Annotated in this window: 14 protein-coding genes; 3 read left to right on the top strand and 11 right to left on the bottom strand. The window is 48.6% G+C overall.

Annotated elements, in window-relative coordinates; translation table 11 throughout:
• Nucleotides 1–56: 56 nt before the first annotated feature.
• The 6 genes from L9P36_RS02950 to L9P36_RS02925 all read right to left on the bottom strand — a co-directional run bounded on the left by L9P36_RS02950 (nt 57) and on the right by L9P36_RS02925 (nt 6,495).
• Complete coding sequence (locus tag L9P36_RS02950) at nt 57–734, bottom strand: fructose-6-phosphate aldolase (RefSeq protein ID WP_237464766.1); 678 nt, start codon at nt 732–734, stop codon at nt 57–59.
• Nucleotides 735–791: 57 nt separating this feature from the next.
• The gene (locus tag L9P36_RS02945) at nt 792–1,652 is read right to left on the bottom strand and encodes an SDR family oxidoreductase (RefSeq protein WP_237464764.1); all 861 of its coding nucleotides are present in this window, start codon (nt 1,650–1,652) and stop codon (nt 792–794) included.
• A 1-nt stretch (nt 1,653) separates the two neighbouring features.
• Entirely contained in the window at nt 1,654–2,508 is an 855-nt protein-coding gene (locus L9P36_RS02940) for a [formate-C-acetyltransferase]-activating enzyme (protein ID WP_237464763.1), read from the bottom strand.
• A gap of 11 nt (nt 2,509–2,519) precedes the next feature.
• The gene (locus tag L9P36_RS02935) at nt 2,520–4,820 is read right to left on the bottom strand and encodes a formate C-acetyltransferase (protein ID WP_237464761.1); all 2,301 of its coding nucleotides are present in this window, start codon (nt 4,818–4,820) and stop codon (nt 2,520–2,522) included.
• A 221-nt stretch (nt 4,821–5,041) separates the two neighbouring features.
• Nucleotides 5,042–5,362: a PTS fructose-like transporter subunit IIB gene (locus L9P36_RS02930; protein WP_237464759.1), complete on the bottom strand. Its 321-nt coding sequence runs from the start codon at nt 5,360–5,362 to the stop codon at nt 5,042–5,044.
• A 62-nt stretch (nt 5,363–5,424) separates the two neighbouring features.
• Nucleotides 5,425–6,495 (bottom strand): PTS fructose transporter subunit EIIC, encoded by a 1,071-nt coding sequence (locus tag L9P36_RS02925; RefSeq protein WP_237464758.1) that lies wholly within the window; start codon nt 6,493–6,495, stop codon nt 5,425–5,427.
• 465 nt (nt 6,496–6,960) lie between these two features.
• Between L9P36_RS02925 and ptsP the strand changes: the two genes are divergently transcribed.
• The 3 genes from ptsP to L9P36_RS02910 are packed head-to-tail and all read left to right on the top strand — an operon-like array spanning nt 6,961 to nt 11,085.
• Nucleotides 6,961–9,462 carry a phosphoenolpyruvate--protein phosphotransferase gene (ptsP, locus tag L9P36_RS02920; RefSeq protein WP_237464757.1) on the top strand — a complete coding sequence of 834 codons (2,502 nt, stop codon included), beginning with the start codon at nt 6,961–6,963 and terminating at the stop codon, nt 9,460–9,462.
• A 45-nt stretch (nt 9,463–9,507) separates the two neighbouring features.
• On the top strand, nt 9,508–10,593 hold the full coding sequence (locus L9P36_RS02915; protein WP_237464756.1) for an oxidoreductase: 1,086 nt from the start codon (nt 9,508–9,510) through the stop codon (nt 10,591–10,593).
• 24 nt (nt 10,594–10,617) lie between these two features.
• Complete coding sequence (locus L9P36_RS02910; protein WP_237464755.1) at nt 10,618–11,085, top strand: heme-degrading domain-containing protein; 468 nt, start codon at nt 10,618–10,620, stop codon at nt 11,083–11,085.
• Between the two features lie 103 nt (nt 11,086–11,188).
• Here L9P36_RS02910 and glpK read toward each other — a convergent pair whose 3' ends face one another.
• The 5 genes from glpK to L9P36_RS02885 all read right to left on the bottom strand — a co-directional run bounded on the left by glpK (nt 11,189) and on the right by L9P36_RS02885 (nt 19,369).
• Nucleotides 11,189–12,739 carry a glycerol kinase GlpK gene (glpK, locus tag L9P36_RS02905; RefSeq protein ID WP_237467841.1) on the bottom strand — a complete coding sequence of 517 codons (1,551 nt, stop codon included), beginning with the start codon at nt 12,737–12,739 and terminating at the stop codon, nt 11,189–11,191.
• Nucleotides 12,740–12,937: 198 nt separating this feature from the next.
• The gene (locus L9P36_RS02900) at nt 12,938–16,102 is read right to left on the bottom strand and encodes an efflux RND transporter permease subunit (RefSeq protein ID WP_237464754.1); all 3,165 of its coding nucleotides are present in this window, start codon (nt 16,100–16,102) and stop codon (nt 12,938–12,940) included.
• The gene (locus L9P36_RS02895; RefSeq protein ID WP_237464753.1) at nt 16,095–17,255 is read right to left on the bottom strand and encodes an efflux RND transporter periplasmic adaptor subunit; all 1,161 of its coding nucleotides are present in this window, start codon (nt 17,253–17,255) and stop codon (nt 16,095–16,097) included. Before L9P36_RS02895 ends, L9P36_RS02900 begins: the two co-directional genes overlap by 8 nt.
• Nucleotides 17,256–17,626: 371 nt before the next feature.
• Nucleotides 17,627–18,157 carry an MltR family transcriptional regulator gene (locus L9P36_RS02890; RefSeq protein ID WP_237464751.1) on the bottom strand — a complete coding sequence of 177 codons (531 nt, stop codon included), beginning with the start codon at nt 18,155–18,157 and terminating at the stop codon, nt 17,627–17,629.
• 63 nt (nt 18,158–18,220) lie between these two features.
• On the bottom strand, nt 18,221–19,369 hold the full coding sequence (locus L9P36_RS02885; RefSeq protein ID WP_237464749.1) for a mannitol-1-phosphate 5-dehydrogenase: 1,149 nt from the start codon (nt 19,367–19,369) through the stop codon (nt 18,221–18,223).
• Nucleotides 19,370–19,400: the final 31 nt, after the last annotated feature.

Raw genomic sequence — 19,400 nt, 5'->3', positions numbered from 1 at the left:
TTGACCGACATCATAAATGACTGGTGAGTTTTACATGCCTAGCACGTAAAAAAGACCTAAATCACATCAAGTACCGTTTTATCGGCGCCATATACACTATCCCAGTCGCTAACAAAGCCCGCTACGCCAGAATCAGTAAGCGGATGTACCAGAAGCAAATCAAACACATCTGGGCCAATAGTCACGGATTGTGCGCCCGCCTTTGCCACTTCATGCACTTGCTGTACATTTTTAAACGATGCCGCTAGCACCTTAGCATTTAACCCATAAATATCAATCAGATGGGCAATTTCAGCTACCACCTGAGTGCCATCACCACAGATGTTATCCAATCGATTGACATAAGGCGCTAAAAATTCAGCGCCAGCCATAGCCGCCATAAGCGCTTGCTGCGGCGTTAAAATCGCGGTGGCAGTGATACGAATCCCCTCTTGGTGAATCAGTTTCATTGCTTTAATGCCCTGTGGAGTCACTGGCACTTTGATTATGATATCGGCATCAATTTGGCGCATCGCTCGCGCTTCTTCGAGCATCACTTCCGCAGTTTTACCGAGCACCTGCGCATGGAGCATGCGATCAGGACCGATAATGGCACGAATACTGGTGATCACCTCCTTAAATGGACGATTTTCACGCGCAATAATTGTGGGGTTGGTGGTTACACCTTCAATTGGATAAAGGTCAACAGCCTTTTGAATTGCATCCAAATTCGCGGTATCTAACATATAAATCATGAGGTCACTCCTACTTCAGACCCGCAGCGCTACTGCGCGGCGTTTTCATTTGCTGCCCTATAGGCGAAAACTAAATTCGTTTAAACATTGGCTAATGGCAGTGCGACTGTCACTAAAGACCACACCAACATCGGCTAATTTTTGAGTGTTAAGCCGCACATCACGCGTTTTTGGTGCATCTACCGCTTCTAGCAATTCATGCTGCTCTAGCGATAATCCCATTTCAGCAATAATGTGCGCGGCAATGTCGTAACGGCTAGCGTCGTTATGTGCACCGGTATGGTAAAGACCATAAGGGATATCAAAAATTTTCGGGAACTGGTCGATAAGTTCATGCACATAGGTCAAACCGCGAAACTCATTGCGCCGTTCAGCCATGCGCTTACCTTTGACCAAGGCTTGCAACGCATTCCACAACACATTGGGATTAATGCTGGTGTTACGCTCTGGCAAGCCAAACAGCCAAGTAAAACGCAGCACCCAAAGCTCATCGATAATCTCAGACAGTTTGGCTTCCGCTTCCAGCTTGTTTTGGCCGTAAACCGTATCTGGCACAGGGATCATAGTTTCATCGTAAGGACCAGCTTCAGGATTACCGTTAAATACCTGCTCGGTTGAAATAAAGACCAGTTTGGCACCCACCGCTTTGCAAGCCGTGGCAACGTTGATCGCCCCTTGTACATTCACTTGATAGGCCACATCTGGGTTGGCGTTACAAAAATCGGTGACGGCAATGGCCGCTGCGTGAATCACATAGTCGGGGCGCACCTTGGCAAAGGTCTCGTTGACCATGGCGACATCTGTAATATCTAAATCAGGCACATCAGTCGCGGTGATCTCAAACTCATGGCGATAACGATTGATAAAGCGCGTCCCAAAAAAACCATTGGCCCCTGTTATTAAAATGCGTTTTTTCACCTTAGCCTCCAATTGTGACTGTGTAGCCCTGTGCTTCAACATGTGCGCGAATCGCATTGACCTCGGCATGGGTTGGCACATCGACATCTTTAAGTTGGTATGCCATTCCCAACAGCTCATATTTGCTGGCACCAAATTGGTGAAATGGCAGTAAATGAATCTGGTCAAGTGCAAAGGGACAAAGAAAATTCAGCACCTTATCGACATTGACGATATCTAAGGTATACCCCGGAATCAGCGGTAATCGGGGGATCACCTTGGTGCCTGTGGTTTTACTTTGCGCCATCAAGCTTTGAAAGTTCTCGAGTATCCGTTCGACATTCGAGCCAATCACAGTTTTGGCGCGCGCCGCATCCATTATTTTGAAATCAAACAGCACTTCATCGCACAGTGCACCAATTTGTAGCAGCTGCTGAGCGTTACCATGGCCCGACGTTTCAATCGCGGTGCGATAACCACGTGCTTTTAATGCTTCGAGCAGGACAATGGCAAAAGGCGCTTGGCTAAGTACTTCACCGCCTGATAACGTCACCCCGCCGCCAGAGGTTTGGTAAAACAAGTCATCTTTGGCAATTTCAGTAAGCACTTCAGCCAGCGTCATATCTTGACCAACTTGCTCATAAGCGCCACTCGGGCACTCCACAACATCCTCTTGGCAAACATCACAGTGCAAACATTTCGACAAACGACGCACATGTACCTGATGCAAAGAGCGGGATTCAGGATTAGCGCACCAAGGGCAGCGCAATGGGCAGCCCTTGAAAAACACCACAGTGCGAATTCCCTCGCCATCATTCAGTGAGTAGCGCTGAATGTTAAAAATGCGCCCAAATGCCTCAGTTTGACCATCACACATCATGCTATTCCTTACAGCTGATGCGCCGTGCGGTGAATAATGTCGTCCTGAATCTCTTTAGAAAGCTCAACAAAGAAGGCGCTGTAACCCGCCACACGGACGACAAGGCCGGCGTAGTCCTCTGGTTTTTCCTGCGCTTTTTTCAGAGTTTCAGCATTGAGCACATTAAACTGTACATGCTGCAATTTGAGCTTCATAAAGGCGCGAAGAAAGTCTCCCAGCTTGGTTAGTCCCTGCGGCCCCTCAAGGGTCGATGGGGTAAATTTTACGTTCAACAAACTACCATTAGAAAGTAGGTAGTTATCCAGCTTACTCACCGATTTCAGTACTGCTGTCGGCCCTTGTTGATCCTTTCCAACCATCGGCGATAAACCGCCATCGGCAAGCTGCTCCCCGGCATGACGCCCATCTGGTGTAGCACCAACCACAGCGCCCAGAGGTACGTGTGCAGACACGGTATAAGATCCTGGAGTAAATACGCCGCCACGCGGATTTTGGTAGATTTCTACCTCTTTACAAAAGAGACGCAGTAGATCGCTGCCAAGCACATCCACTTCATCAATATCGTTACCATATTTTTCATAACGATTGATTAAGCGTGCACGCACTTTATCGTGGTCTTCACCACTAAAATTGCTTTCCAGAACCGCAATCAACTCAGCAAAAGTCATCCGTTTTTCTTCAAAGACAAAGCGTTTCAGAGCGTGAAGTGAGTCAGACAGATTGGCAATGCCAATCCCTTGTACGCCCGAAAAGTTATAACGGGCGCCACCATCGGTAATATCTTTGCCATTTTTCACGCAATCGCTAATCAACGACGACAGCAGCGGCACTGGAGCCCAATCACGATGGCCAACATCACAAATATTAGAGCCTTCCACCATCAGCTTAACGTAGTGACAAATATCGCTGCGGATCTCTTGGAGCAAACTTTCAAAGGTTACATCGGGGTTGTTCTTATTACGCAGCAACACCAACTCCATCACCTTCAACAAGTTAAACATTGCAATATCATGCAAACCGTAGGTTTTACCCGGAATCGATAGTTCAACACACCCCACCACAGAGTAATCACGCGCATCTTCAAGACTCACGCCGCGATTTAAAAAGGCGGGAACCACCACTTCGTCATTGAAAATTTGCGGGATCCCCGTACCCAAACGAATGGTTTCGGCAGTTTTCATTAAGAACTCGCGATCAATGAACTCATTCACCCGCACGCCAAGATTGGGTTGTGGCAGCTGAATACTTTGATAGGCATCTAAACATAAGGTCGACAATGGATTCACCGCACTACGGCCATTGTCCGTCAAGCCGCCAAGCAAAATGGTGTAACCCGTTGGGAAACCAGCAAAGAACTTGGCGCTAGAAGAAGAGCGCAGCAGCACGATGTCATTGGTTTTCACCCATAAGCTTTCTAGTAACTCTTTGAGCGCAGCTGGGCTTTCCCCTTGCGCCAATGAGGCTTGGTAAAAAGGCATCATATATTGGTCAAAACGCCCCAAAGACAAAGAGCTAGCGTTAGACTCATATTGCAAAATGATGTTCATGTACCAAAACAGCTGGCAGGCTTGGTAGAAGTCTTGCGGTTTGTGCTCAGCAATATGCGACGAAATATCCGCAATACGCGTCAACTCAGCGGCGCGGGTACTATCTGCGCAGGCGGCCGCCATGTCGCGGGCCAGCGCTTCATAACGCTGAATATGGCGCACTGAGGCATCCAGTAAAATCAGCACCGCTTGGAAAAATTCATTGTCAGGTTGCTCGCAACTCAAACGCTGCATCTCTTGACGCAACGCGCCCAAACCCCGCCCCAACAATCGTTCAAAATCGATAATAATATGCCCTTGGCCTTTATCGGTTTGATTAACCGAAAATATTTTTTGCCCTGCCGCTTCTTTCACGTTTTCAGGCATTTGACCATTGATAAAGTCTTTCATCGAGCGCGCCGTCCAATACGGCAACAGCTGCTCACGATAAACAGCCTTGTCCTCGTCGCTGATGGTGAAACGGTCTTGTGGTCGAGTTGCGAAAATATCCAGCTCTTTTGCAATCCAGTAAGGATCCATCTCTGGTGAGATGATCCCCGCTCGCGGTTTCACCGTGCGATTCCCTGCGATCAACTCGTCATCACGAATAGCAATGGCAACCCTGTCCATCACATGCGCCGTCGCTTTAGCGCGACGAATCAGGGTATGTTCACCTTCAGTTTGTTGATGGCTTTCGGTATAGAGCAGCGCGCGCTCTAGAGAAATTTCACGGCCATCAGCAAACAGTGCCGTTTTTAGTCGTTCGATGCGAGGGGTACTCATGATTGACTCCATCTTGATTCAGGCTGATTTATTATTGTTAATGTGCGATAAGCACTGATTTAAGAATGACTTGCGCTGCACTGATATTGTGTCTCGCTGCGTGGCAATCACATCAGGTCACAATGCAGGGCAAGTGATCCTGGCTAGTCATTCATCTGGGTGCCAGGAACCCATCAACCAGCATCTGTGAGTGGCGACAACACAGATGCTGGCCATACTCATTAGGCGACTGAAGCGAGGTGTGCCTCAATCTTATCCATCACCAACGCCGCGCGTTTTACCGCGTCACTGATGCCGATGCGGATAATAGTTTTACCTTCAAAACGCTCGGTGTTTTTGATGTCGATGTCTTTAGTCAGAATCACCACATCTGCGCTGGCAATCACCTCGGCACTTAACTCATTTTCAATACCGATTGACCCTTGGGTTTCAACCATGCAACTCCAGCCTTTTGCTTTTGCTGCTGATTCAATGGCCTCGGCAGCCATATATGTGTGCGCTACGCCTGATGGACATGCGGTTACTGCGATAATGCTAGTCATAGCGAATTCCTCTATTTGCAATTCAAATTCAATGTATTCGTAAGTAACGGTGTGGCTATCCATCAGCCAATGGAGATATCCATGTCTAAATCATCTGAGTCAGCATTGGTGTCAATGACAGTACGGCGCGACTTCAATAGGTTCACTAGCAGCGCAGTCACGATTGAACCAACCGCCAATGCAATTAAGAAACCAAAGCGCCCTTCAACGACAGGGAGGACAATCAGACCACCCCAAGCGGCATAACATTTCACGCCGAGCAGTGCCGCAGTCACAGAGCCCACCGCTGTACCAATCATGATTGATGGGATCACGCGAAGTGGATCGGCAGCGGCAAATGGAATTGCACCTTCTGTGATTCCCATGGTGCCCATCAAAATTGAGGCGCGGCCCGCTTCTTGCTCACTCACGTCATACAGTTTTTTATTCAAGAAGGTCGCCAAGCCCATACCGACAGAAGGCACAGCCACAGCTACCGCAGAGATACCTGCAACGTTATAAATCCCTTCACCTACACACATAATCACAAATGCATAGGCCACTTTATTGACCGGACCACCCATATCAAAGGCGATCATCAAACCCATCACAGTTGCAAGTACCACAATGCTTGAGTCTTGCATGCCTCTCAAAAAGCCAGTTAGAGCGTCCGTTGCGGCACCAATCGGCTCACCAATCAACCAAACCATGGCACCTGCAGTGATAAAAGTACCGATAATTGGAATCACAAAAATAGGCATCACAGAGCGGGCAAAGGATGGAACTTTAATTTTCTTTAGGTAAAAAACGACAATACCGCCCAACAAACCAGCAAAAATGGCACCAAAGAAACCTGTGTTATACATATTGGCGCCAATGAACGCGCCAATGGCCGCAGGAGCAAGTGCCGAACGGTCGGCAATGGAATAACCGATGTAAGCAGCAAGAATAGGTACCATCAAGGTAAAGCCTGCAACCCCAATAAAGAACAAATCATGGAGCCATGAGCCCTCTGCAGGGACAGCGCCCTTACCGGAAAGCATCACCGATGTGGCAAGCAAAATACCCCCCGCAACGACGAACGGAATCATATGTGACACACCAGTCATCAAGTGTTGTCTTGTATTTTTGAGTATTGAGATCAAGTCATTCATGGTGACTTCTCCTTCAGGGTAAGTAAGCGTTATTTTTGAACTTGGTTGATAAAGTAAAAAAACAGCCAGTGCGCAGTTTCTAACTGCGTTCTGATGCAGCTAATATAGTGAGTAAATATGCTAATCAAATAGAGGATAAAACTACTTTTAACTGGATTTTTGTATGAACCAACTAAAAAGCAGATCCACACCACACTTTTTAACCAATAGATAAATAAACGTGAATAAATCGACATAAAACAAATTAAATCAATGTATTACAAAACAACCCCATATCAACCAACAATGAAAAACATGCTCAGAGTCACATTTAAAGCAGTATTTTTGAGCGCACTCACACAAAACCCAAAATATAACAAATATCCAGTGTTTCGATTTTTTATCCCATAGCATGGACAGACGAATTTGATATTGTTTGAGGTAATGATTCAGCCCTCAAAAAATTAAATTCAAGGACATGCTGAGATGAAAACTTTATCCTTTCGTTGTGAACTACCCAATGGCATCCACGCTCGCCCAGCCAGCCATATTGAAGCCGTGTGTAACCGTTTTGATTCTGAAATCATCTGGACCAATGGCCGAACCAAACTCAGCGCCAATGCTAAAAGCGTGCTCTCTTTAATTGGTACCGACACCCTACTTGATGACCCGTGTCAATTAACCATTGACGGTCATGATGAAGAAACCGCCTTTGCTGCACTTCGCGAATTTATTGAAAAAGATCTACCTGCATGTGACGCCCCCCTTGAAACCACGGAACAAGAGGATGAACATCTTGCCCTACCACGTAATCTCGCTAACTTAAATCCAAAACTCATTCGTGGCCGTGCCGTCTCTGCTGGGTTTGGTCAAGGCCAACTGTTGCACATTGGTGCCATTAATTTTGACAATATTGAAAGCATTGCTGCGACCACACAGGATGAAGAACAGGATCGACTCAAGCAGGGACTTGAGACGTTAAAGACCAGCATTAATATTCAGCTCAAAGCAGCTACGCACACCGAATTTGAGGTGCTCAATGCCCACCTTTCGATTGCTACCGACCGTGAATTTAACAGCACCTTAGCCAGTAAATTGAGCATCGGGAAAAGCTGCGCTGATGCGGTTATCGCCACCGCCAAACACTATGGCGAGATGATGAAAAATTCATCCAGTACTTACCTACGTGAACGTGAATTAGATATTCGCGATGTCTGCTTCCAACTCCTGCAAGCCATTTATGGCGAACAGCGCTTTGCCAGCCAACTCGAGCTGACAGGCCCCTCCATCTGTATGGCGGATGACCTCACCCCGAGCCAATTTCTTGAATTAGATAAATCCAAACTCAAGGGATTGCTGCTGACTCATGGCGGTAGCACCTCACACACCGTCATCTTAGCGCGCTCCTTTGCTATTCCAACGTTGGTGGGCATTGATGGCAACAGCTTACAAGCCTATCTTAATCAAGAGGTTCTGATTGACGGTTCCCTTGGCTTTGTCGCCACCGAAATAAGCGAACCGCTTTCGCGTTACTATCAACAAGAAAGTTTTGTCGCCGAACAAGTTGCTAAACGCCAAGAAGCTTATCGATTTGAGCCTGGTTGTAGTCAAGATGGGAAAAAACTAGAAGTGGCAGCTAACATTGCACACTCAGTTGAAGCGGACTCAGCTTTTACCAACGGCGCCGAGGCCATTGGCCTATTTCGCACCGAAATGCTCTATATGGATCGCAGCAATGCACCAGAAGAGGATGAGCTCTACAATATTTTCTGCCAAGCAATCGAAGCGGCAAACGGCAAATCCATTATTATTCGTACCATCGATATTGGTGGCGACAAACCAGTGGATTACCTCAATATTCCAGCAGAAAATAATCCATTCCTAGGTTATCGCGCCATTCGCATCTACCAAGAGTTTTTACCCATGGTGAAAACACAACTGCGAGCCATTCTTCGTGCGTCTGCCCACGGTCGCTTAAAGATCATGATTCCGATGATCTCCTCTATGGAAGAGATTTTATGGGTCAAGGATGTATTGGCTGAAATTCGTCAAGAGCTACGCAGCGAACATATTCCATTTGATGAAAAAATTCCGCTTGGGATCATGCTAGAAGTACCATCCGTGGCCTTTATCATTGATCAATGTTGTGAAGAAGTGGACTTTTTCTCTATTGGCTCCAATGACCTCACCCAATACTTGATGGCGGTGGATCGTGACAATGCCAAAGTCCTCAAAAACTACAACAGCTTGAACCCTGCTTTTCTGCGCACCTTGGACCATGTCGTCAATGAAGTGCATCGCCATGGCAAATGGATTGGTTTATGTGGTGAATTGGGTGCCAAGGGTTCAGTATTACCGCTACTGCTTGGTCTAGGTTTGGATGAGATCAGTATGAGCGCGCCAAGCATTCCAGCAACCAAAGAGCGTATTGCCCGTTTGGATAGTCGTGAATGTCGCCAACTGCTCAACAAAGCGATGCAATGCCGTACCGCACTTGAAGTAGAACATTTGCTGGCCCAGTTCCGAATGACCCAATCCGATGCGCCACTGGTTGCAGCTGACTGCATTAGCTTAGATCGCGATTTGCGCAGCAAAGAGGAAGTCATTAAAACCCTAGCTGATAACTTGTACTTAACGGGTCGTTGTCGCTATCCCAATAAACTGGCCGATGATTTATGGGCTCGTGAGGACGTGTTCTCCACCGGTCTTGGCTTTGGTTTTGCCATTCCACACACCAAAAGTGAACATATTGAGCAATCAGCCATTAGTGTCTGCCGTCTTGCTAAACCGATTCAATGGGGCGATGAAGAAGCTAGATTTGTGATCATGCTCACCCTCAACAAACATGCCGCAGGTGACCAGCATATGAAGATATTTTCTCGCCTTGCACGTAAGATCATGCACGCAGAATTTCGCGATCATTTGATGAATGCTGAATCAGCACACCAAATTGAAGCCATACTAAAGGCAGAGCTTGAGATCATCTAACACAATGAGGCCACACTGGTGGCCTCTATTTTATGGAGCCTCTTTATGTCCACTGCAATCGCACCGTCAACTGCAGCCTCAGAGCAATCAACGCGCCCCATTCGTACCGCATTAGTTGGCTTTGGTATTTCTGGGCAATGTTTTCAAGCGCCGATCATTGACTATGTCACAGCCCTAGATTTAGTCGCAGTGGTCTCCAGTGATGCGGAAAAAGTACACCAACAATTACCACAGGTCACGGTATACCCGAACCTCAACGACTTACTCACCGATGACAGTATTGAACTAGTCATTATTGCCACCCCCAACAATTTGCACTACCCCATGGCCAAGCAAGCCCTGGATGCTGGCAAACATGTTGTCATCGAAAAGCCATTCGTCAATCACAGTGAAGATGGCAAAGCATTAATTGCGCTTGCAAAAGCACACCATCGAAAATTAACGGTCTATCATAGCCGTCGTTTCGATGGCGACTTTCTCACCATCAAGCGCCTCATGAATGAACAAACCTTTGGCCAAGTACATACCTTCTATTCCAGCTACAACCGCTATCGCCCAGAGGTAAAGGTGCGCTGGCGTGAACAAAATATACCAGGTGCCGGTATTTTATATGATTTGGGTGCCCATTTAATTGACCAAGCCTTAGCCCTCTTTGGCCTACCGATCTTGATCAACGCGACGTTACGCAACCAGCGTCCCGGTGCACAAGCAGTGGATCATTTCCATGTGCAGCTGCACTACCCCGATTGCGATGTAATTTTGCATGGCAATTGTTTAAGCACTACCGAAGGGCCACGTTTTCAAGTTTTTGGCGACCAAGCCAGCTTTATCAAATACGGTATGGACAGCCAAGAAGCGCAACTCCGTGAGAAGCAAGGGCCAGAGCACCCAGGTTGGGGGTTGGATGATCCGGCTAATTTTGGCGTACTCACCACTGCCGAAGGAGAGCGCCGAACCATCCCCACTGAACAAGGGGGGTATGAACAATTTTTCACTCAGCTAGCCACCGCGATTCATCACAATCACCCCCTTCCTGTACTGCCCGATGAAGCACTCAATGTGGTGCGGGTGATTGAAGCCGCCTATCAAAGCGCCGCAGAAAAACGCACGATACCCTTTTTACCCGCTTAATGTGACAACGCAGAGGAATCAACCATGACGCCACTACTTATAGCGCTTCAAGAACAAGAGCAAGCCTTAAGTTTTGAACGCTTTGACCATGCCTACGCTTGGCAATTAGGTGAAGCGATTAAGCAGGAAGCGGAGAACCGCGGTGTCAATGTCGCTATCGATATCACCTTCAACGGCCAAACACTGTTTTATTATGCGATGCCAACGACCACCCAAGACAATGCCGAATGGATTCGGCGCAAACGCAATGTCGTACAGCGCTGGCAACACAGCAGCTGGTATATGGGTCGCTACTATGAAGCCAAGGGTAAAACTATGGCAGAAGCTGCATTGGTCGATGCGAGAGATTACGCCCCCTATGGTGGCAGTTATCCCCTAACCATTCGTCATGTTGGCGTGGTAGGAAGTATTACGGTTTCAGGTTTACCACAGCAAGCGGATCATCAATTGATTGTGGATGTCCTTACTCGCTTTTTAGCCACCATGCCTTAAATTTTAAAGACAAGAACAGCACACAAGCTGATTCTCGTAACCCTTCACTTCCATTCGCGAAAATGAGCGGGGGCCCACCACCGCTCATTTTACGATCAGGTGTTCACATATTATCTGTCATACTCTCCATCGCATCCTCATCAGCCTCATCATGAAGCGCGGACCATGCTTGCACGCAGGCAATGGCGCGCAGCCATCCTTGATAGCGCCGCTGGCGCTTGGCAGCATTGGCTGAAGGGGTAAAAGTGCGCTCTAACACGGCTTGATTGGCCAGTTCATCCAAGTCTTGCCAAAAGCCAACGGCTAACCCAGCCAAATAAGCCGCGCCAAGTGCGGTGACTTCGCTTTCTTGTGGCCGCTGCACCGTGCTATTTAATAGATCGGCTTGAAATTGCATCAAAAAATCATTGGCCACCGCGCCGCCATCGACGCGCAAATGCGCCAATTCAATCCCCGCATCGGCCTGCATGGCATCGAGCACATCGCGCGTTTGATAGGCAATACTCTCCAGCGTTGCGCGAATAATATGGTTTCGATTGACGCCGCGCGTCAGGCCCACAATGGTGCCTCGCGCATAAGGGTCCCAATAGGGTGCGCCAAGGCCCGTAAAGGCAGGCACCACATACACACCATTGGCAGAGGCCACTTGCTTGGCGCAGTCGGCGGAATCTTTGGCATCCACCAATATTTTCATTTCATCGCGCAACCATTGAATAGCTGCGCCGGCCATAAATACCGCACCTTCCAGGGCATAAGCAGGCTCCCCCTTAGCATCGCAAGCAAGAGTGGTCAGTAAGTTATGCTGAGAGCGTACCGGCACTTGACCGGTATTCATCAACAAAAAGCAGCCCGTACCATAGGTATTTTTCGCCTGTCCCGGCGATACACACATTTGGCCAAAGAGCGCCGCTTGCTGATCGCCCGCAATACCCGCAATGGGCACGCGAACACCGCCTTTGCCGCCCAAATTAGCTTTGCCATAGCGCGTCGATGAGGATTTCACTTCAGGCATCATGCTGGCAGGAATATCAAATGCGTCAAGAAGCGATGAATCCCAGCAGCGCTGGTGAATATTGAACAACATGGTTCGCGAGGCATTGGTATAGTCCGTGACATGGACTCGGCCTTGGGTCATCTTCCAAACCAGCCAAGTATCCACGGTACCAAAACATAATAGGCCAGCATCAGCCGCTTCACGCGCACCGGGGACATGATCTAGCAACCATTTGATTTTGGTGGCAGAAAAATAGGGATCCAACACTAAGCCAGTTTTATCACGCACCATCTCAGCCAAGCCTTGGCTGCGCAAGGTATCGCACATCTCTGCGGTGCGGCGGCACTGCCAAACAATGGCGTTATAAATGGGTTTACCCGTGTCTTTGTGCCAAACAATGGTGGTTTCCCGCTGATTGGTGATGCCAATGGCGGCGAGCTCATCGCTGCGAATGCCCGCTTTGGCCAGCGCTTCAACCAAGGTGGCACTTTGGGTCGCCCAAATCTCCATGGGGTCGTGCTCGACCCAGCCAGCTTTGGGATAGATTTGGCGAAACTCGCGCTGCGCGCTGCTGACAATGTTGGCGTTGTGATCAAGGATCACCGTTCGCGAACTGGTGGTTCCTTGATCAAGCGCCATAATGTATTGCGCTGAAGTCACAGACATAAAACTCACATCCCTTGCTGGTTTGTCATTTTGTTAGTCTAGCTCTCAGCGCTGTGTCTCACCTGTATTTGGATATGTGCCTCAGCTGTATTTGGATAGCAGCCTTTTGTGATGTGATAATGCAACGATATTAGCAGCGCTCTGCACCTCACCATCCCCCCACTACGCCCTACTATGCTCCACTATACCTTGCTAAGCCTCGCTAGGTCCCACAACTCGGCGTTTCAATCCGCCGCCGATTTTTCGAAAAATACCGCCCATATCTTCGAGCATCACATACAGACAAGGCACCAAAACCAAGGTGATCACCGTGGCATAAAGCACAGCAAAGCCCAGCGCAATGGCCATGGGTTTGACAAATGCAGCCTGCAAGCTGGTCTCAAACAAAATAGGCAATACGCCAAAAAAGGTGGTAATGGAGGTTAAGGTGATGGCGCGAAAACGCGCGCAGCCCGCTTCAATCACCGCTTGGGTAACGCACGAACAGCGCGTCTTAATCTGGTTGATGTAGTCCGTCATCACCAAGGAGTCATTGATCACCACGCCAGCTGCGGCAATCAAACCAAAGGTCGACATCATGCTGAGATCCGTACCATAGAGCCAATGCCCCAAAATCGCGCCGGTGGCACTAAAGGGGATCACCGACATAATGATCAACGGTTGCGCATAGCTTTTCAGCGGCACGGCCAGCAAAATATAAATGGTAATCATCCCAGCAAGAAAAAAGACGCCCTGCTCCGCGCGCTGTTTTTGCTGCTCTTCAATCGCGCCGCCAAGCTCAGTTTGAATCGTGGGAAAGAGCTTAGTGAGCTCAGGCAACAAGGTTTCTTCAATGGCGGCTACAGCCTTGTCGGGCTCCACCATGCTTTCATCAATGGCGCCATAAACATAAACCGTGCGATAACCATTTTCTCGGCGAATCTGATTCATGCTGGGTTGGCGATCAATGTCCACCAAATCGCCGAGCATCACCTGCTCGCCCATGGGCGTGGTGATCAGCGCATAGCGCAATGAGGCAAAAGCTTCGCGCGTAAGCTGAGGGTAGCGCACCATCACCCGCACCTCTTCGCCATTGCGTAAAATTCGCTGCGCCTCACCGCCATAAAAACTACCGCCCACTTGCGCGGCAATCATCGCTAAATCCAGCCCCAAGTCATAGGCCACGGGTTTGAGCGACAGTTGCACCTCTTCGCTGCCCGTATCTATGGTCGAGCTGATATCAAATAGCCCCGGTTGCTGACGCAGTTGGCTCATTAAATAGGCCCCTGCGCTATTCAAGGTCTGCATATCCGGCCCATAGAGCAGATAACCAAACTCATCGCCATCTTCACTGCCGACCACATCATCCACAATAATCAGCGATTTCACCCCCACGACATCGGGTATTTGCTCTCGCCAGCGTTGTGATAATTCAAAGGCATTGATGGGACGCAGATGCTCATCGACCAAGGCGGTCATCACCATGGCATCGGTTCGGCTGGTATTAAAGCTCATCACATCGCGCACCACGGGCTGGCCATATTCACGCGCGACGTCAGCATCCACCGCTAGTACCATGGCTTCCACTTGCCTGATCGCTTGCATCATCTGCTGATCCGACACATTGCTATTCATGCTGATTTTGAGCAAAGGAAAATCAGAAGGTACCTTAGGGGAAGGCACTACGCGCACATATCCGCCCGAAATCAGGGCGATCGAGAGTGTCAGTAGTAAAATAAAACCAGCCATCACCGACCAGCGCCATGCCACGCACCAAGCCAAAGTGCGTTTGTAAGGCCCATCAATCAAAGCGAAAAAGCTTTGGTGAAAACGCGCGCGCCAAGAGCCCGACACCATAGGTTTAAATTGGGTATGCGCCAAATGCGCTGGCAAAATCAACTTGGACTCAATCAAGCTAAAGATCAGGCAAAAAATCACCACAATGGACAGGCCAAAGAAGAAGGCTTTTTCTGGCCCCGTGGAAAACAAAAAGGGCACAAACACCGCAATGGTGGTGAGCACACCAAAGGTGGCTGGCGTAGCCACGCGCTTGGCGCCGCGCACCACATTGCGCACTCCGCCACCATTTTTTTCCACTTCGGTATAGACGCTTTCACCAATCACGATGGCATCATCCACCACGATCCCCAGCACCATGATAAAGGCGAACAAGGTCATGATATTGATGCTGACATCAAACAGCGGCATCATCATCATGGCGCCCAAAAAGCACACCGGCAGCCCCACCATCACCCACATTGCCAAGCGAAAACGCAAAAAGAGCGTCAGTAGCAAAGCCACCAAAATCGCCCCTTGCAGCAAGTTTTTCAGCATCATATCGAGGCGACCATTGAGGTAATAGGTCATATCCATCAGAGTGCTGATATGCAATCCATGGGGTAAGGTTTGATTGCGCTGCTCAATATAGGCGTTAACCGCTTCCGCTACAGGCACCATATTTTGGGTTTTGGTCGCCTTCACCGCGATGTAAATGCCATTATTTCCCGAGAACTGAAAATGGTACTGACCTTCGGTAAATTGGTCATAAATCGCCGCGATATCACCCAGTCGTATTTGGCTACCATTGGCACCGATTTTGACGGGGATCTGGCGAAACTCATCGCCGCGATAATATTGGTTTTCAATACGAATGGAGACCAAGCCACTTTGCGTGCGCACTTGGCCGGCTGAGAAATTTGCAGAGTATTGCTGCACCGCTTGCACTACATCATTGAGGGTCAAACCGTAACGACGCAACTGCTCTGGCGGCACCTCAATGGCGATCTCATCCTGCGGCGCACTAACCTCAACCAAGGCCACATCGGCAAGCTGCAGTAGCTCTTTTTCAATGTCATTGGCCAGCGCTTTCAGCTCAATCAAGGGCGCATCACCGGTGAGCACCATGCCAATCACATCTTGCTGAAATTCAACTTGGGTGATCTGAATGGGCTCCATATCACGAGGAAAACTGGCAATGCCATCCACCCGCTGCTGCACCTTATCCAGCACATCAGACAGACTGGCTTTGCTATCAATTTCGAGCATCACAGTGCCGCCGCCACGATAGGCATCGGTGACCGCTTTTTTAATTTCCGTCACATCCTGCAAGGATTCTTCCACTTTAATCAGAATGTTTTCTTCGATTTCTTGCGCTGATACACCGGGATAGGCGGCCGAAACGCGAATAAAATTAATTTCAAAATTGGGGAACATCTGGCGCTGAATCAGCAGATAGCTCACCGTGCCCATGATCAAAATAAAGATCATCAGCAAATTAGCGGCCACGGGATTACGCGCAAAATAGGCAATTAAACCGCGCTGCTCGGTCGGTGTGTGCTCACTGTCATTTTCCTGCGGCTCATAAGAGTGATCAGTCACGCTCAGCCCCCTTATTTGGTGCTGACGGCCTTACATCCGCAAGACGTTCAACGGGCATGCCCTGATAAGGAAATTCGGGGAGCGTCAGCACCATTTCATCGCCAATGGCCACCCCATGGTCAAGATAGAAGAAGCGATCCACTTGCCTGCGTACATTGACGGTACGCGGCTGCAATTGATTTTGATCGTCAATCAGCCACAGCGTGCTATCACGTACCAGCTCTTGCGGCACTTGGAAAAGATTATTTAAGGTTTTTCCGGCAAATTGCACCGCTACATAACTGCCAAAAGGCAAGGGGGGCTGCTGCGAATGAATGCCGTAGGGATCATCAATATGTACCACCAGCTGCAGCATGCGCGTAGCACTATCCACCACGCCGAGATCGCGGTTTAACCGCCCTTGCCACTGAGTATCAGGCTGACCGGGAATGTGAATAGCCACAGGACTATCCGCCAAGGGGCGCGCCAAAAATGGCACATCAAAACCAGCAATAGGCACAATCAGCTCGGCTGACTCAATGTTATAGAGCTCAGCGATGGGACTGCCCACATTGAGATATTGCCCCACACCAATTTGCCGCGAGATCACCAGCGCATCATAGGGCGCTTTCACTTGGCAGTTTTCGAGATCGCGTTTGGCCCGTTGCAGCGCAGCGCGCGCCGATTTCACCCGGGCGCTGGCACTCAATAGTTGCGGCTTTCTTAGATAAAGGGCGGTGACTTGCTTGTCGGGAATACTTTGTGCTTGGCGCGCGGCGACTTTGCCGCGTGCTTTTTCTTCAATGTAAGCAGCCTGTGCTTGGGCGAGCTCTGCTTCCATCATGAGTACAGCCGCTTGATAGTTGGAGGGGTCAATGGAAAACAGCACAGTGCCACGCTCAACACGACCACCGGCTACAAAATTGGGATGCCAAGCCAGTACCTCGCCAGCGACTTGGCTGGCGATTTGAGTGCGCTCTACTGGCGTCACTTCGGCAAATCCTTCCAGCATGACAGTTAAGGATTGCGCTTGCAGCACTTGGGTTTGCACCTTCATCAACTGCTCGCCGACAGGCTTTGCTGGCGCTTGCTCCTGTTTAGCACTAATCCATTGATAGCCAAGTACCGCCAAAAGCAAAAGTGCGATGGGCAATATCCATTTGCGAAGTAACATAATCATCCTAATCGTGTGCGTCACGCCGTCCTTGCGCCGCTTTGACTCATTACCATGACGCTCACAGCCAAATCGTCCCACCTATTGGCCATCAGCAAATCAAAGCAGCCCCCCTTATATTGATTAAAACATAATCACCTCAATAAATCTGAGCCCCTGTGTATTTGTTTTTATTCCATCCAAAGTTTGTGATAAATGGCAAAATTCATGCGGAATCTCTGAATTGATCAATCAGCGCCTTGGGCCTTGCTCGCGGTTCAACCACCTTGATGATTGATTGAGGGTTTGGCGATATTTGACAAAAGATAGGCATAAAAAAAGCCGCCTCAGAGGCGGCTAAACAAATCATACAAATTTGCGTTGAGGGGGATTCAACGAAATGGGCTGTCTTGATTTAAAGCATTACAAATTTCAACAATCACAAGGGAGAGACTGGACTGAACCACACGCTGTTGTCGTTGCTGCTGCAATTGACATAACGCGAGGTCAGATTCATCAAAAGGTGCAAAAGTGTCAGGCATCATGCCCATACGTTTCACTAAATGCATTTTTAAAATCGGCTCAATTAACTGCGCGGTCGTAAAGTCATAATCATGACCATCGTTATTGAGCTGATGTTTGAGTTTCACCATGGTCTCTATGTCATGGTAAACATCGTTAGCAATAACACCTAAGCCAAACAGCAGTTTTAGACGCACCGACAAATCACCCAATGGACCCGATGCCTGAAGCAAAGGACCCACCACAGACTGCACTGCAAAATTGTCTTTTTGGAAAATTCGCTGCATCAAACCATCCACTGCCAAATGGAAAATATCCACCGCAACGATAAAAAAGCCACGCACCGTTGGCGCGCCATTTAGTCGTTCGAGAATCTCTGATTCTTGTGGCATGTCAGTCATATACAAACTATCCGTTGGCTAATATGAAGAGGGTTTCCCCTCTTCATGTGTCATCGATACAGATTACAGTTGCTGATAAATGGCTTCGATTTGTGCCACTTGCTCACTCTCTGCTGCAAGGCCTGTGTAATGTGCGAGGGTCTCGCGTACACCTTTGTCGGCTAAGGATTGCTGCAACTCCACTGCCTGTGGGTCAGTGTCGTTTTTGTATTTCAGTGCTGCTGCAATACCTTTCAAAAGTGTTTTATTTTCAGTGCTATACTCCATTGTACCTAAAAGAGGCTTGATCAGGCGATCGCTTGCTCCCAATTTACGGATTGGCTGACGACCGACACGGTCCACTTCATCCACTAGATATGGGTTAGCAAAACGACCTAGGATTTTTTCGATATAGGCGTTGTGCATCTCACGATCAAAACCGTAACGACGAATCAGCACTTCACCACTTTCTTGCATCGCTTGCTTCACTTCTGCGCGAATCGCATCATCTTCAATGGCTTCACGAATGGTGTTGTAGCCATGCAAACAACCCAAGTAAGCGGTAATACAGTGGCCGGTATTAAGGGTAAAAAGCTTACGCTCAACAAAAGCCATTAAGTTATCGGTTTTTTCCATGCCTTCGATGGCTGGAATCTCACCTTTAAACTGACCTTGGTCAACAATCCACTCGCTAAAGCTTTCCACAGTCACTTCCAATGGATCATTGTTGGCCGCTTGCGCTGGCGGTACAATACGGTCTACGGCTGAATCGACAAAGCCAACCAGTGCATCCGCTTTATCATGCCATTGACTATCTAAGTGACCATACACTTCATTTTTCAGATGGCTGGTACCACGCACCATGTTTTCACAGGCGATGATATTCAATGGCTTGTCGTTGCCCGCTTCAAAGCGTTTGGCAATCCCAGTGGCAATGGTTTTGGCGATGATATCAAGCACGTTTGGACCCACAGCTGTGGTCACCAAATCAGTGTGAATGATGCGCTCAATGACATCAGCACTGGCCGAGTTCACTGCGGTGACATTGGTTACTGTGTCGATTTGGCACTCAGTCCCCACCACTTTCACTTTGTATTCTTGTTTGTGGCTTAGCTGATCCACCAGCGGCATATCAACATCGGCAAATGTCACAGCAACGTCGGCATCTGCGAGTAATTTACCAATAAAGCCACGACCGATATTGCCTGCACCAAAATGAACTGCGTTTTTCATAATTTTTTACCTCTACTTCAATGAATGCTCA

This window comes from Vibrio stylophorae, from assembly GCF_921293875.1.
Taxonomy (GTDB): Bacteria; Pseudomonadota; Gammaproteobacteria; order Enterobacterales; family Vibrionaceae; genus Vibrio_A; species Vibrio_A stylophorae.
The sequence above is the reverse complement of the archived record's forward strand: the minus strand, read 5'-3'. Positions and strand labels throughout refer to the sequence as shown.

Bases quoted from the DNA above. Each gene is read 5' to 3' on its own strand.
- L9P36_RS02910 (WP_237464755.1), top strand. From the start codon at position 10,618: ATGACGCCACTACTTATAGCGCTTCAAGAACAAGAGCAAGCCTTAAGT.
- L9P36_RS02885 (WP_237464749.1), bottom strand. From the start codon at position 19,369: ATGAAAAACGCAGTTCATTTTGGTGCAGGCAATATCGGTCGTGGCTTT.
- L9P36_RS02950 (WP_237464766.1), bottom strand. From the start codon at position 734: ATGATTTATATGTTAGATACCGCGAATTTGGATGCAATTCAAAAGGCT.
- L9P36_RS02895 (WP_237464753.1), bottom strand. From the start codon at position 17,255: ATGTTACTTCGCAAATGGATATTGCCCATCGCACTTTTGCTTTTGGCG.
- L9P36_RS02890 (WP_237464751.1), bottom strand. From the start codon at position 18,157: ATGACTGACATGCCACAAGAATCAGAGATTCTCGAACGACTAAATGGC.
- L9P36_RS02915 (WP_237464756.1), top strand. From the start codon at position 9,508: ATGTCCACTGCAATCGCACCGTCAACTGCAGCCTCAGAGCAATCAACG.
- L9P36_RS02930 (WP_237464759.1), bottom strand. From the start codon at position 5,362: ATGACTAGCATTATCGCAGTAACCGCATGTCCATCAGGCGTAGCGCAC.
- ptsP (WP_237464757.1), top strand. From the start codon at position 6,961: ATGAAAACTTTATCCTTTCGTTGTGAACTACCCAATGGCATCCACGCT.
- L9P36_RS02935 (WP_237464761.1), bottom strand. From the start codon at position 4,820: ATGAGTACCCCTCGCATCGAACGACTAAAAACGGCACTGTTTGCTGAT.
- L9P36_RS02925 (WP_237464758.1), bottom strand. From the start codon at position 6,495: ATGAATGACTTGATCTCAATACTCAAAAATACAAGACAACACTTGATG.
- L9P36_RS02940 (WP_237464763.1), bottom strand. From the start codon at position 2,508: ATGTGTGATGGTCAAACTGAGGCATTTGGGCGCATTTTTAACATTCAG.